Raw genomic sequence first — 13007 nt, forward strand, 5'->3', positions numbered from 1 at the left:
TTAATAAGTTAAACCCAGCTTCAAGTGGCCATCGGCCGTTCCTTGCCGATCACACCACGTACATCAGCACAGCAACGAAGATGCTGCCCGCCGAGAACGTCATGGCTCGTGATGACCAGGTGTTAAACCAGCGCTGGAAGCTGGCCAGGTCGCGATTGAGTTTGGTTTTCTGACGGGTCCAGGACTGCTGGTCGAGGCGGAAAAATACGTAGACCTTCACCAGCGCACCGACGATCTGGTTGTAATAAAGGATCAGCGGATATGCAGGCCCCACCTGATGCCCGGAGGCCAGCAGCAGCAGAGTCAGGATCAGCCGGGTCACGCCGATCCATAGCAGGTAGATCATCAGGTAAGCGAAGCCGTACTTGATGCTGGCGATGATCGCCACCGACGGTCCGAGCAGGCTGGTCCACATCGATACGCGCTGGTCGCACAACACCAGGCTGGTGAACCAGCCCAGGCGCCGCGGCCCCAGCCCCAGGGCACGGGAGTTCTGCCGCAGATTGTTGCCGTACCAGCGGAACATCAGCTTGCGGCTGGCCTTGAGGAAGCTCTTTTCCGGCGGGTGCTCGACCGTGTTGATCGCCGCATCGGGCACGTAGAAGGTGTCGTAACCCAGGCGCATCAGGCTGTACCAGCTGGACTTGTCATCGCCGGTGAGGAACTTGAAACGGCCCAGGCGCCAGTGGTCCAGGTGATCGCTCTCGACATCGGCGATGAAGCCTGGATCCGTCACCACCCGGGCGCGGAACACCGACATCCGCCCGGTCATGGTCAGCACGCGTCTGGACAGCGCCATCGAGCACATGTTGATGTGCCGCTGGGCGAAACGCAGCTTGTGCCACTCGCTCATGACGTAGCTGCCGCGCACCTCGCAGAACTCGTTGGTGGTCAGCCCGCCGACCTTGGGGAACAGCTTGAAGTACGGCACCGTCTTGCGCACCACACCCGGTGCCAGCGCGGTATCGCCATCGATCACGGCGACCACCGCTTCGTCATCCGGTAGGTGCCGGGAGATCGCCCGGAAGCCATGTGCCAGGCCATCGCGCTTACCGGTGCCAGCGATCCGCACGAAGTCCAGCTTGACCCGCTCCGGCGGATTCATCCGCGCCCAGAGGTTCTTGATCAGCAGCTCGTCGGACAACTCGACGATCGAGCAGACCACTGTGGTGGGGTAGCCGCAGGCGCTCGCCTCCTCGATCACCGAGCGGTAGACCATGGCGGTGGTCAGGGCATCGATGCGGAAGCTGGTGACTAGCAGGAAGACCTGCGAGGGGTCGGCGGCGGCCCCCAGCTTGCGGGCCTGTCGCCGGTAATAGGGGTAGCGCAGATAGAGGAAGAACAGGCCGCGTAGGTAATGGATGGCGCCCATGGAATAGCGCCAGATGCCGACTGCACCGAGCAGCAGGAGGAAATCCTTCGACTCGGGATCGAACACGCTGCGCGGCAGGAGCACGGCGAGGGCCAGCAATGCCGTGATATAGAGCAGCCACCCCGTGGCCTTGCGCAGACCCTGTCTCAAGCCATCCATTTCATGCCCCATCCCGTTATGCAGGAACCCGCGTCTGCGGGAGCGTTTTTGTTGCTCTGGTAACGCCCGGCGGATCAGCTAAACCCCCCGGACGCGGCAGCCTGAGTCCGGCTACCAGCAGATTCCTTCCCGCTCGCCGTCGCTGGCCTGCGTCATGAAGCCCACCAGATCGATGACCCTTTTCCCGGCCGGCACCTGTTTCACCAGCTCGGCGAACAGCGCATCGTTATTGCCCAGCACTATGATGTCCGCGCCCTCCACCACCTCCTGCAAGTCGGAGCGCAGCAGGGAGGACACATGGGGGATTTTCGACTCTATGTAGTCCTTGTTGGCGCCGTGGACCCGCGCGTACTCGACATTGCGATCGAAGATATGCAGGTCATAACCCTTGCCGATCAGCATCTCCGCCAACTCCACCAGCGGGCTTTCGCGCAGATCATCGGTGCCGGCCTTGAAGCTCAGACCAAGCAGACCGACCCTGCGCTTGCCATAGCTGGTGATGATGTCGAAGGCTTTCTGCACCTGTACTGCATTGCTGCGCATGATTGCCTCCAGCAAGGGATGCTCGACATCGAGCTGGCTGGCGCGGTAGTTCAGCGCCCGCACATCCTTGGGCAGGCAGGAGCCGCCGAAGGCGAAGCCCGGGCGCATGTAGTACTTGGAAAGATTGAGCTTGTGGTCCTGGCAGATCACGTCCATCACCTCGCGACCATCGACGCCCACCGCCTTGGCGATGTTGCCGATCTCGTTGGCGAAGCTGACCTTGGTGGCATGCCAGACGTTGCAGGTGTACTTGATCATCTCGGCGACTTCGATGCTCTTGCGAATGATCGGAGCATCGAGTTCGCAGTAGATGGCCTCCAGCAGATCGCCGGAGGCCTTGTCCAGCTCGCCGATCACGGTCATCGCCGGGAAGTCGTAATCCTTGATTGCCGTGCTTTCACGGAGGAACTCCGGGTTCACAGCGACACCGAAATCGACTCCCGCTTTCATTCCCGAATGTTTTTCCAACATCGGAATGACCACATTTTTCACCGTGCCCGGCAGCACCGTGCTGCGCACGACTACGGTGTGACGCCCGGCTTTCTCTGGCAGCACGCTGCCGATCTGCTCGCACACTTGCGCAATATAGGAAACGTCCAGATCACCGTTCTTCTTGCTCGGTGTAGGTGTCGCGATTAAAGACACATCCGTGGCCATCACGGCTTCACGCACATCGAGGGTGCCACGCAGATTCCCACTGTTGACGCCCTTCTGCAGAAGAGCTTCCAGCCCTGGTTCGACAATCGGCGACTTGCCGTTATTGATCATCTCTATCTTGAGCGGTGTGACATCCACCCCGACGATCTGGTGACCGCGAGCGGACAGACAACCTGCACAAACGGCACCGACATACCCAAGCCCAAAAATACTGATTCGCATCAGACGCACTCCTTGCAATGCAATGACCACCTGCACGCGCCCCTATCCCGAACAAGGCTGGCAAGTACAGAGTGATCTTTAGGTAGTATCAGACTAAAGTCTTATTTCCAGATTGCCAGTGCTGCAAAGATCAAATCGCAATAATGTCTACGGTCTTTCAAGTGAGAAGCGCTAGTGTCCCGAGCGCCCTCATTGGAAAGCAGCCTGTAAGCCCCGTGGTCACTGGAATCATACCTTTAGGGAAACTCTGAAAAAGACTTTCCGATTTTTTGATCAATCGAGAAAAGTGACTGAAAAAGTCGGGGCTAATTCAGACCTTCCTTAGCCGCCCAGATAAAAGCAGGCTCAAACGTTCTACGGCAGGAGTCGCAACGGTCTTTACCATCAGTGATCCTGGCAAGTGAAACGCAACCAGCAAAATTTTTCGGCAGTAAAGTCAATCAATAAAAACAGGCAATAAGTTCTACAACGACCATTATTTTTCGCTTCTTAATGAAAAACTAAACAGCACGATCAATGCACTGAACGCCGACCCTCAGCAGGCCACAAGTTAGGGTAGAACTGTTTTGACAACATCATAAGAACGTATAGAAATAAAATAAGAGACGAGAATTCCGTATAGATACTGTCAATTATTTAGCGCTATATTTGTGACGCAACAAAACAGAGAACACAGTATCTGCCAAACGGCTATCCAGAAGATTAATCGGGCTCCTCCATCGAAACCCACATATATATGGGTAATTCCAAACGGCACTTAGAGTCGCGCATCGCGCCGGGTCTGTTACGCGCATTTGTTACACTAAAATGAAAATCGCGAATATTTTTCAGCCAGTTTGTTCAGGCGAACCTCTTCTCTCCCGTAATTAGTCTAATCTCAGTAATTGCTCTGCCTTAGGAGGACTGAAAACTTCCTGAGACCAAGTTATGACGAGACTTGCTCTAAGTAAGGCTGTATCCGCTCATTTTCGGTTCTTATGGAAAGCGATTTTTCCGATTGCTGTTGAGGCTTCTTCTCTCTGAGTAAGCGTTCATCTAACCGCGGCTGCTAAGCCGCAGAACACTACTCGGAGAAATCTATGATCAACGGCACCCCCGGCAATGACGTGCTGATTGGTACCTCCGCCAACGATCTGATCCTCGGCGGCAGCGGTAACGACACGCTCAAGGGCGAAGCGGGCAACGATGTACTGGTCGGCGGCGTGGGCAAAGACATCCTGACGGGCGGAGCGGGCCAGGATGTGTTCCGTTTCGACGACATACTCGACAGCTACCGGAAGGCCAACACTAGCAGCAGCGATCGCATCATCGATTTCGACGCCAGTTCGGACAAGATCGACTTGTCCGCTCTTGGCTTCACCGGCCTTGGCGATGGTACTAACGGAACCCTTTACATCTCCCTCAACAGCACCGGCACGCGCACCTACGTGAAGTCCCGCGAGGCCGATGTCAACGGCAACCGCTTCGAACTGGCGCTTGAGGGTAATTACACCAGCATACTCACTGAATCCCATTTCATCTTCAGGGCGAACGTGGCTCCCATCGTGACGAGCCCGCTGCTGGATCAACGGGTGGATGAGAACGCCGTATTCTCCTACCTCATTCCGGCCAGCAGTTTTGCCGACGAGGATGGCGACAGCCTGAGCTTTTCCGCCCAGCTAGCCGGCGGCAGTGCACTGCCAACATGGCTGAGCTTCGATGCCGCTACTCGCACCTTCAGCGGGACGCCCGACTATAGCCATGCGGGGAACTATGAGGTCACGGTCACGGCCAGCGACGGTCGGGGTGGAGAGGTCAGCGACAGCTTCGCGCTGAGAGTCAGCGATGTCCTTACCGGCACCTCGGGTAACGACACCCTGGTGGGGACACCGGGCGATGAGGTCCTGCTTGGTGGCGCCGGCAACGACAGCCTCAGCGCCGGCGCCGGCAACGACCACTTGGAAGGCGGTGCCGGTCGCGACACGCTTACGGGAGGGGCGGGAATCGATGTGTTCCGCTTCACCGATCAGCTCGATAGCTACCGCAATTACGCCAGCGGCGGTCTCAACCTCGGCGATAGCATCAGCGACTTCGAGATCGGCGTCGACAAGATTGACCTGAGCGGCCTCGGCTATACAGGTTTTGGCAATGGCCGCGACGGCACACTCTCCCTCGTCCTTAACGATGCGGGTACCAAAACCTATGTGAAAGATTACGAGACCGATGCCAACGGCAACCGCTTCGAGTTCGCCCTTGACGGTAATTTCTTGGGCACGCTGAGTGAGTCGGACTTCATCTTCGGCAACTCCGGTGGCGGCGGCAATAACATCTTCTTCATACCGACGCTGGGTCAGTCGAATGCACGGGGCTTGAGGGTGTTCGGGGGCGACGATGCCTCCGGCGTTTCGGAGCTGGTCGACGATCTTGAGCAGTACACCGGTTATAGCGTGCGCAGCCTGTTTCTCGACAGTTCCGGCAACTCTATCGATGTGGCCGTCGGTGGCAGCACGGTCACCGGAAAGTCCACGGACTCCGAGACGGAATTACTCAAGAACTGGTGGCACACCGATACCGATCAGCCGGGGGCTGCGCTGCTGAGGGCGGTGGACATTCTCGAAGATCAGTTGGCCAGCCTGCGCGCAACCGGCACGGTGACCTTCGCTATGGTCTGGGGACAAGGGGAAGACAATGCCGAGGAGATCGCCTTAGCGGCGGACAAGCAGGCGGCAGCGCAGCTATATAAGGAATCCACGCTCAAGGTATTCGATTACTTGAAAGCCCATCTGGATGCCGAGGCCACCATCTACATGATGCAAACCGGCCGCTATCAAACAGATGCCGCGGTGCTTCGGGGTTATACCCAGCCTAAAATCGATTCGATAGTCGAGGGCATCGAGTATGTCCAGCAAATGCAGGCGGAAATCGCCAGTGAGCGTAGCGACGTCAAGCTGGCGGTCACTTATACCGATCTACCAATGAGAGCCGAAGCCGACCCGGTGAAATACGCGGACGACGTTTGGCACCTCAGCGATGAGTCCCGGGAAATAGTCGGCCAACGCCTAGCTGATTACATCGCTGACGATTTGGGATTCCATGGCGAACCTGCCGACAACACCACGACAGTCGAGTCGGCCGTCAACTGGACCCTGGCCGCTAACCTGGAAAGCCTCATTCTGAGCGGCAGCGCGGCAATTAATGGCACAGGAAACGATCTCAACAACACAATTTTTGGCAATGCTGCCGCCAATACCCTAAGGGGTGGGGCCGGCAACGACATGCTCGCGGGTGGGGATGGCGAAGATGAGTTGATCGGCGGAGCCGGTCTCGACACGCTGTACGGCGGCGCCGCTGCCGATCGGTTCGACTTCGATGCTTTGAGTGAAATGAGTCTCGCCGCGTTGCGCGATGTAATTGGCGATTTCAATGCCGCCGAGGGCGACAAGATCGACCTGTCGAGGCTGGACGCCATTCTGGCCACCAGTGACGTCGATGCCTTCACCTTCATCGGTTCAGCGGATTTCAGCAATACCAATGCGGCAGGCCAACTCCGTTTTGCCGATGGCGTGTTGGCCGGGAGTGTCAATGAGGATGCAGCTGCTGAATTCGAGATCCAGTTGGTTGGCGTGACAGCGCTGAACCAAGGCGATTTTATTACTTAAGGAAGGTCTGAATTAGTCCTGAGTCTGCTGGCGTCCTGACCACCAAGGTCAAAAAAATGGAAGTTCAGCTATCAATCAGGCGATTTTGATCTCACCATTCCGGAGTTTAGCCCCGGCCGGAGCGGTTGCGGGGTGGTTTCCCCGCATTACAGGTGCACCCGGAACAGGTATTCGACCTTGGCGCGTACCTGCGGCCTTGGTGTATTCGATCTTGCGCCTCATGCGACCGATCAGGCTTTTCTTGCCGTGCATCTTTACGTGCTGGGCCGGCCGGCAACCGACCAGATCACTTTGCGGCCCTGATGGTTGCCCCTCTTGGTCTGGTGCATTTGCGGGTCGCGCTTGCCGTCCTGGTTCTTCGTCGAACTCGGCGCGTGGAAGATGGTGGCACCAACGATGGTGCCCTGACGCAGCATCAGGCCACGGTCACCCAGATAACCGTTGATCACCGAGAGAATCCCGGCGGCCAGATCATGTTTCTCCAGCAGGCGGCGGAAGTTGAGGATGGTGGTTTCATCCGGGATACGGTCGAGTTCCAGGCCGGCAAAATGCCGGAGGATCGCGGTCTCGTACAGCGCTTCCTCCATCGCCGGATCGCTGTAGCCGAACCAGTTCTGCAGCAAGTGCACGCGCAGCATGGCAACCAGCGGGTACGCCGGACGACCACCTTCTCCCTTCGGGTAATGCGGCTCGATCAGAGCGATCAGGCCTTTCTACGGCACCACCTGATCCATTTCGATCAGGAAGCGCTCGCGGCTGGTTTGTTTGCGCTTGCCGGCGTACTCGGCATCGGCGAAGGGCATCTGCTTCATCGGGTAGCTCAAATGATGGGACGAGCGTTTTTCACCAGATTCGGGAAGTCTTCTTAAGGGCTTCCCTAGGGGGGGCAATCGCCCCGGCCAAACCGGCTGTTTGCTGACGCCAAGCATTTGATCCACAGCTGAAGCGGTTAAACTGCCGACCTTTGCATCGGCACCGGCGAAAGCGCTCAACTTTGCCGCTTGGCGGCCGATTACCCAGCACAGACCTTACGGATAAGCCCCATGCGCAATAATCAGCCCATCACCCAGCGTGAACGTACTTTCCCCGCCCAGCAGCGGCTGATCTCCACCACTGACCTCAAGGGTCAGATCATTTACGCCAACGATGCTTTCGTTGAAGTCAGCGGTTTTCCCCGTGCCGAACTGGTCGGCGCAGCGCATAACCTGGTGCGTCACCCGGATGTTCCACCAGCAGTGTTCGCCCATATGTGGAGCACCCTGAAAAAGGGTCGACCGTGGATGGGCATAGTCAAAAACCGCTGCAAGAGCGGCGACCATTACTGGGTCAACGCCTACGTCACCCCGGTGCTGGAAAATAGCCAGGTCGTAGGTTTTGAATCGGTACGGGTGAAACCGACGGCCGAGCAAGTACGTCGCGCCGAGGCACTGTATCAACGCATCAACGCGGGCAAATCGGCCATTCCAAGCAGCGACCGCTGGCTACCGATTCTGCAGAACTGGCTGCCGTTCATTCTGGTCAGCCTGGTCGGCTTCGTGATCGGTGCCTGGCTCGACTCCAGCTGGGGCTTCCTGCTCGCCGCCGGACTCTCGGTACCGCTGGGCCTGGCTGGCCTCAATTGGCAGCAACGTGGCCTTCGGCGCCTGCTCCATTTGGCTGAACAAAGCACTTCCGACCCGTTAATTGCACAGATGTACACCGACAGCCGCGGCCCGCAAGGGCGCCTGGAAATGTCGATCTTGAGCCAAGAGGCACGGTTGAAAACCTGCCTGACTCGCCTGCAGGACACCGCCGAACATCTGACTCAACAAGCCAAACAGGCCGATAGTCTGGCCCAGAACAGCTCCGCCGGGCTGGAACGCCAGCGCGTGGAAACCGAGCAAGTGGCCACGGCTGTAAATGAGATGGCGGCAACTACGCTGGAGGTGGCGAGCAATGTCGCCCGCACCGCCATCGCTACGCAGGAAGCCAATCGCCTGACCGGCCAGGGTCGCAGCATCGCCACGGAAACCCGCGAAGCGATTCAGCGCCTATCCATCTCGGTCGGTGAAACCGGCGAAACCGTGACGCGCCTAGCCCAAGACAGCAACGAAATTGGCGGCGTAGTCGATGTGATCAAAGGCATCGCCGACCAGACTAATCTCTTGGCCCTGAACGCGGCGATCGAGGCCGCGCGTGCCGGTGAGATGGGCCGTGGCTTTGCCGTGGTGGCAGATGAGGTGCGTTCCCTGGCGCAACGCACCGCGGAATCCACCGGGCAGATTCATCAACTGATTGCCAAGCTGCAAAGGACCGCCGAGGAAGCCGTGCTGACCATGGAGATTGGTCGTCGCCAGGCCGACGAGGGCGTTGAGCGGGTGCAGCAAGCCGACCAAGCCTTGGCTGGAATCAGCGATGCCGTGGCCAATATCGCCGACATGGCCGACCAGATCGCCGCCGCGGCTGAAGAGCAGAGCGCAGTGGCCGATGAGATCAACCGCAATATCACCACCATCGCTCAACTGGCCGACCAAACCGCCGGCGAGGCCCAAAGCACGGCCCTGCTCAGCAAAGAACTGACGGCCACCGCGCAAAGCCAGTCAGCGTTGGTCGAGCGGTTCAACCGCTAACGCAACAAAAACGCCGCTACAGCATCAGCCGCACTGTCCACATGCTGTTCATGAGTAAAACCTGAAGCCTTCAACGGCTTCAGGTCATGATCGGCCGCCGCCAGCCAGAACAACTCGATCATCACTGACAATTGGTATCCCGCCACGGTCCGGCGATCCCCCATGGCGTCGCGCTCGCCCTGCACTATCAGGGTTGGCGTCTGCAGATCGGCCAGATGTGCGACTCGCGGCTTGTCGGCCTTGCCGATCGCGTGGAATGGATAACCGAGACAAATCAGTGCATCTGCTCCCAACTCATCGGCCAACAAGCTGGCCATACGCCCGCCCATCGACTTACCGCCGATAGCCAGTGGCCCTGCGACCTGTTGGCGCACCTGCGCATAAACCGCCCGCCATTGCTCCAGCAATTGCGCCTGTGGATTCGGTGGTCGTTTGCGCCCATCTGCACGGCGCGCGGCCATATAGACGAACTCGAAGCGCAGCACCGTAATGCCCCGCACGGCAAGGCGTGTAGCCATGCCATCCATGAACTCGCTGTCCATCGGCGCCCCGGCGCCATGGGCCAGGATCAGACACGCCCTCGACGCCCCTTCGGGGCGATCCCATAGCCATTCGCCAGCCCCTGCGTCAGGAGACGGTGGTTGATCCAAATCAATATTGCCTAGTGGAGCTTTCGCCATTCTTCCCTCGCATTTGAATGCACAAAACCTAAAACAGCGGATGGAAGGCCATAGCAATGACCCTAGGAACCAGTACCGCCTACCACTATAAGGTGGTCCGCCAATTCGCCATCATGACGGTCGTGTGGGGAATCGTCGGAATGGGGCTCGGCGTATTTATCGCCGCACAATTAGTTTGGCCGGAGCTTAACTTCAACCTGCCCTGGACCAGTTTCGGGCGACTGCGACCCTTGCATACCAACGCGGTGATTTTCGCGTTCGGCGGTTGTGCATTGTTCGCCACGTCCTATTACACAGTGCAGCGTACCTGCCAGACCCAACTGTTCTCACCCAAGTTGGCTGCCTTCACCTTCTGGGGCTGGCAACTGGTGATCGTTCTGGCGGCGATAAGCCTACCTCTGGGATTCACCAGCTCGAAGGAATACGCAGAGCTTGAATGGCCGATCGACCTGCTCATCACCGTGGTGTGGGTCGCCTATGCGCTGGTGTTCTTCGGCACGCTGATGAAGCGTAAAACCAAGCACATCTATGTCGGCAATTGGTTCTTCGGCGCGTTCATCATCACCGTGGCCCTACTGCACATTGTCAATAACCTTGAGGTTCCGGTCAGCCTGACCAAGTCCTATTCGCTGTACTCAGGCGCGACCGACGCAATGATCCAGTGGTGGTACGGCCACAACGCCGTGGGCTTCTTCCTCACCGCCGGCTTCCTGGGGATGATGTATTACTTCGTGCCCAAGCAGGCCGAACGCCCGGTGTATTCCTATCGCCTGTCGATCGTGCACTTCTGGGCGCTGATCACCCTGTACATCTGGGCCGGCCCGCATCACCTGCACTACACCGCGCTGCCGGATTGGGCGCAATCGCTGGGCATGGTGATGTCGCTGGTGCTCCTGGCGCCGAGTTGGGGCGGCATGATCAACGGCATGATGACCCTCTCGGGCGCCTGGCATAAGCTGCGCAGCGACCCGATTCTGCGCTTCCTGGTGGTCTCCCTGGCGTTCTACGGCATGTCGACCTTCGAAGGCCCGATGATGGCCATAAAGACCGTCAACGCCCTCTCCCACTACACCGACTGGACCATCGGCCACGTGCATGCTGGCGCCCTCGGCTGGGTGGCGATGATCTCCATCGGCGCGCTGTACCACATGATTCCGAAAATCTTCGGCCGCGAGCACATGTACAGCATCGGTCTGATCAACGCGCACTTCTGGCTCGCCACCATCGGTACCGTGTTGTACATCGCCTCGATGTGGGTCAGCGGTATCGTCCAGGGCCTGATGTGGCGCGCGATCAATGATGACGGCACGCTCACCTACTCCTTCGTCGAAGCATTGCAAGCCAGCCATCCGGGCTTTGTCGTACGCCTGATCGGCGGGGCAATCTTCTTCAGCGGCATGCTGCTGATGGCCTACAACACCTGGCGCACAGTGCGCTCCGCGCAACCGGCACAAATCGCTGTCGCCGCGCAAATGGCCTGAGGAGATCATTGATGAGCAAGCATGAAGTACTCGAAAAGAACATCGGCCTACTGATGATCTGCATGGTGCTGGCAGTCAGCATCGGCGGCCTGACGCAGATCGTCCCGTTGTTCTTCCAGGATGTCACCACCAAGCCAGTGGAAGGCATGAAACCCTACACCGCGCTGCAACTCGAAGGCCGCGACATTTATATCCGTGAAGGCTGCGTCGGCTGTCACTCGCAGATGATCCGTCCGTTCCGTGCCGAGACCGAGCGCTATGGCCATTACTCCGTAGCCGGCGAAAGCGTCTGGGATCACCCCTTTCTATGGGGCTCCAAGCGCACCGGCCCGGATCTGGCCCGTGTCGGCGGCCGTTACTCTGACGACTGGCAGCGCGCGCACCTGTACAACCCGCGCAACGTGGTGCCGGAGTCGAAAATGCCGGCCTACCCCTGGCTGGTACAGAACCGACTGGACGGCAAGGACACCGCAAACAAGTTGAAAGTCATGCGAGTGATGGGCGTCCCTTATACCGCTGAAGACATCGCAGGCGCAGGTGACGCGGTCAAGGGCAAGACCGAGATGGATGCGCTGGTGGCCTACCTACAAGTACTCGGCACCGCCATCAAGAACAAACGCTAAGCACCTTTGGCTATTGCCTTGAACAGATTTGACTCGAGGAGTCGCACTGCATGACCACTTTCTGGAGCTGGTACATCACGCTGTTGAGCCTGGGCAGCTTGGCAGCACTACTGTGGCTGGTCTTTGCCACACGCCGGGGAGAATCCGCCGGTGGCGCCGATAAAACTATGGGGCACTCCTTCGATGGCATCGAGGAATACGACAATCCGCTGCCAAAATGGTGGTTCATGCTGTTTGTCGGCACCATCGTCTTCGCCGCCGGCTACCTCCTGCTGTACCCAGGCCTGGGCAACTGGAAAGGCGTTCTGCCGGGTTACCAGGACGGATGGACGCAGACTAAACAGTGGCAACGCGAAGTCGACAATGCCGACAAGCTGTACGGCCCCATCTTCGCCAAGCTTGCCGCCACACCGATCGAGACGCTCGCACGCGACGAACAGGCGCTGAAAATCGGCGGCCGGTTGTTTGCAACCTACTGCTCGGTCTGCCATGGCTCGGATGCCAAAGGCGCCCTCGGCTTCCCCAACCTGACCGACAGCAATTGGCGTTGGGGCGGCGAGCCGGAAACCATCAAAACCAGCATCCTGCACGGTCGTATCGCTGCCATGCCAGCCTGGGGTTCGATCATCGGTGAAAGCGGTGTGAAGAATGTCGCCGCCTATGTGCATACATCCCTGGCTGGTTTGAGTCTGCCGGCTGACAGCGATGCCGATCTCGAAGCTGGCGCGCAGACCTACAGCAGCACTTGCCAGGCCTGCCATGGCGCCGAAGGCAAAGGCATGCAGCCCATGGGGGCACCGGATCTCACCCATTCGGCTGGTTGGATCTATGGCTCCAGCCTGGTGCAGTTGCAGCAGACCATCCGCCACGGTCGCAATGGCCAGATGCCTGCCCAAGAGCAGTACTTGGGTAATGACAAAGTCCATGTACTCGCCGCTTATGTACTCAGTCTCTCGCAGCAACAACCCGCAAGCCTGGCGACGAAGTAATTCCGCACCAGGGGGCGCAAGGACGTGCCCAGCG

The 13007-nt window shown here is 58.6% G+C and carries 8 protein-coding genes and 1 pseudogene; 5 read left to right on the forward strand and 4 right to left on the reverse strand.

Features of this window, described 5'->3' with window-relative positions; all coding sequences use genetic code 11:
• Nucleotides 1-49 precede the first annotated feature (49 nt).
• Both D3879_RS16705 and D3879_RS16710 read right to left on the reverse strand, forming a co-directional pair.
• Nucleotides 50-1531: a glycosyltransferase family 2 protein gene (locus tag D3879_RS16705; RefSeq protein WP_119956333.1), complete on the reverse strand. Its 1482-nt coding sequence runs from the start codon at nucleotides 1529-1531 to the stop codon at nucleotides 50-52.
• Nucleotides 1532-1642: 111 nt separating this feature from the next.
• Nucleotides 1643-2953, reverse strand: a complete 1311-nt coding sequence (locus D3879_RS16710) for a nucleotide sugar dehydrogenase (protein WP_119955404.1) — start codon at nucleotides 2951-2953, stop codon at nucleotides 1643-1645.
• Nucleotides 2954-4035: 1082 nt separating this feature from the next.
• Here D3879_RS16710 and D3879_RS27530 point away from each other — a divergent pair.
• Complete coding sequence (locus tag D3879_RS27530; protein WP_476644161.1) at nucleotides 4036-6591, forward strand: putative Ig domain-containing protein; 2556 nt, start codon at nucleotides 4036-4038, stop codon at nucleotides 6589-6591.
• Between the two features lie 155 nt (nucleotides 6592-6746).
• Here D3879_RS27530 and D3879_RS16720 read toward each other — a convergent pair.
• Nucleotides 6747-7403: pseudogene (locus D3879_RS16720) on the reverse strand (IS5 family transposase); the annotation flags it as partial.
• A gap of 231 nt (nucleotides 7404-7634) precedes the next feature.
• Between D3879_RS16720 and D3879_RS16725 the strand changes: the two are divergent.
• On the forward strand, nucleotides 7635-9200 hold the full coding sequence (locus tag D3879_RS16725) for a methyl-accepting chemotaxis protein (protein ID WP_119955406.1): 1566 nt from the start codon (nucleotides 7635-7637) through the stop codon (nucleotides 9198-9200).
• On the opposite strand, the gene D3879_RS16730 is transcribed toward D3879_RS16725, so the two are convergent.
• On the reverse strand, nucleotides 9197-9880 hold the full coding sequence (locus D3879_RS16730; RefSeq protein WP_238474275.1) for an alpha/beta family hydrolase: 684 nt from the start codon (nucleotides 9878-9880) through the stop codon (nucleotides 9197-9199). The two genes, D3879_RS16725 and D3879_RS16730, sit on opposite strands and share 4 nt — an antisense overlap.
• Nucleotides 9881-9936: 56 nt before the next feature.
• Between D3879_RS16730 and ccoN the strand changes: the two genes are divergently transcribed.
• The 3 genes from ccoN to ccoP are packed head-to-tail and all read left to right on the forward strand — an operon-like array spanning nucleotide 9937 to nucleotide 12973.
• The gene (gene ccoN, locus D3879_RS16735) at nucleotides 9937-11361 is read left to right on the forward strand and encodes a cytochrome-c oxidase, cbb3-type subunit I (RefSeq protein WP_119955407.1); all 1425 of its coding nucleotides are present in this window, start codon (nucleotides 9937-9939) and stop codon (nucleotides 11359-11361) included.
• 11 nt (nucleotides 11362-11372) lie between these two features.
• The gene (gene ccoO / locus D3879_RS16740; protein WP_119955408.1) at nucleotides 11373-11984 is read left to right on the forward strand and encodes a cytochrome-c oxidase, cbb3-type subunit II; all 612 of its coding nucleotides are present in this window, start codon (nucleotides 11373-11375) and stop codon (nucleotides 11982-11984) included.
• A 50-nt stretch (nucleotides 11985-12034) separates the two neighbouring features.
• Nucleotides 12035-12973: a cytochrome-c oxidase, cbb3-type subunit III gene (gene ccoP / locus D3879_RS16745; RefSeq protein ID WP_119955409.1), complete on the forward strand. Its 939-nt coding sequence runs from the start codon at nucleotides 12035-12037 to the stop codon at nucleotides 12971-12973.
• The last annotated feature ends 34 nt before the right edge of the window (nucleotides 12974-13007 follow it).

The organism is Pseudomonas cavernicola (genome assembly GCF_003596405.1).
Classification (GTDB): domain Bacteria; phylum Pseudomonadota; class Gammaproteobacteria; order Pseudomonadales; family Pseudomonadaceae; genus Aquipseudomonas; species Aquipseudomonas cavernicola.

Bases quoted from the DNA above. Each gene is read 5' to 3' on its own strand.
- D3879_RS16705 (WP_119956333.1), bottom strand. From the start codon at position 1,531: ATGGATGGCTTGAGACAGGGTCTGCGCAAGGCCACGGGGTGGCTGCTC.
- D3879_RS16710 (WP_119955404.1), bottom strand. From the start codon at position 2,953: ATGCGAATCAGTATTTTTGGGCTTGGGTATGTCGGTGCCGTTTGTGCA.
- D3879_RS16725 (WP_119955406.1), top strand. From the start codon at position 7,635: ATGCGCAATAATCAGCCCATCACCCAGCGTGAACGTACTTTCCCCGCC.
- D3879_RS16730 (WP_238474275.1), bottom strand. From the start codon at position 9,880: ATGGCGAAAGCTCCACTAGGCAATATTGATTTGGATCAACCACCGTCT.
- ccoN (WP_119955407.1), top strand. From the start codon at position 9,937: ATGACCCTAGGAACCAGTACCGCCTACCACTATAAGGTGGTCCGCCAA.
- ccoO (WP_119955408.1), top strand. From the start codon at position 11,373: ATGAGCAAGCATGAAGTACTCGAAAAGAACATCGGCCTACTGATGATC.
- ccoP (WP_119955409.1), top strand. From the start codon at position 12,035: ATGACCACTTTCTGGAGCTGGTACATCACGCTGTTGAGCCTGGGCAGC.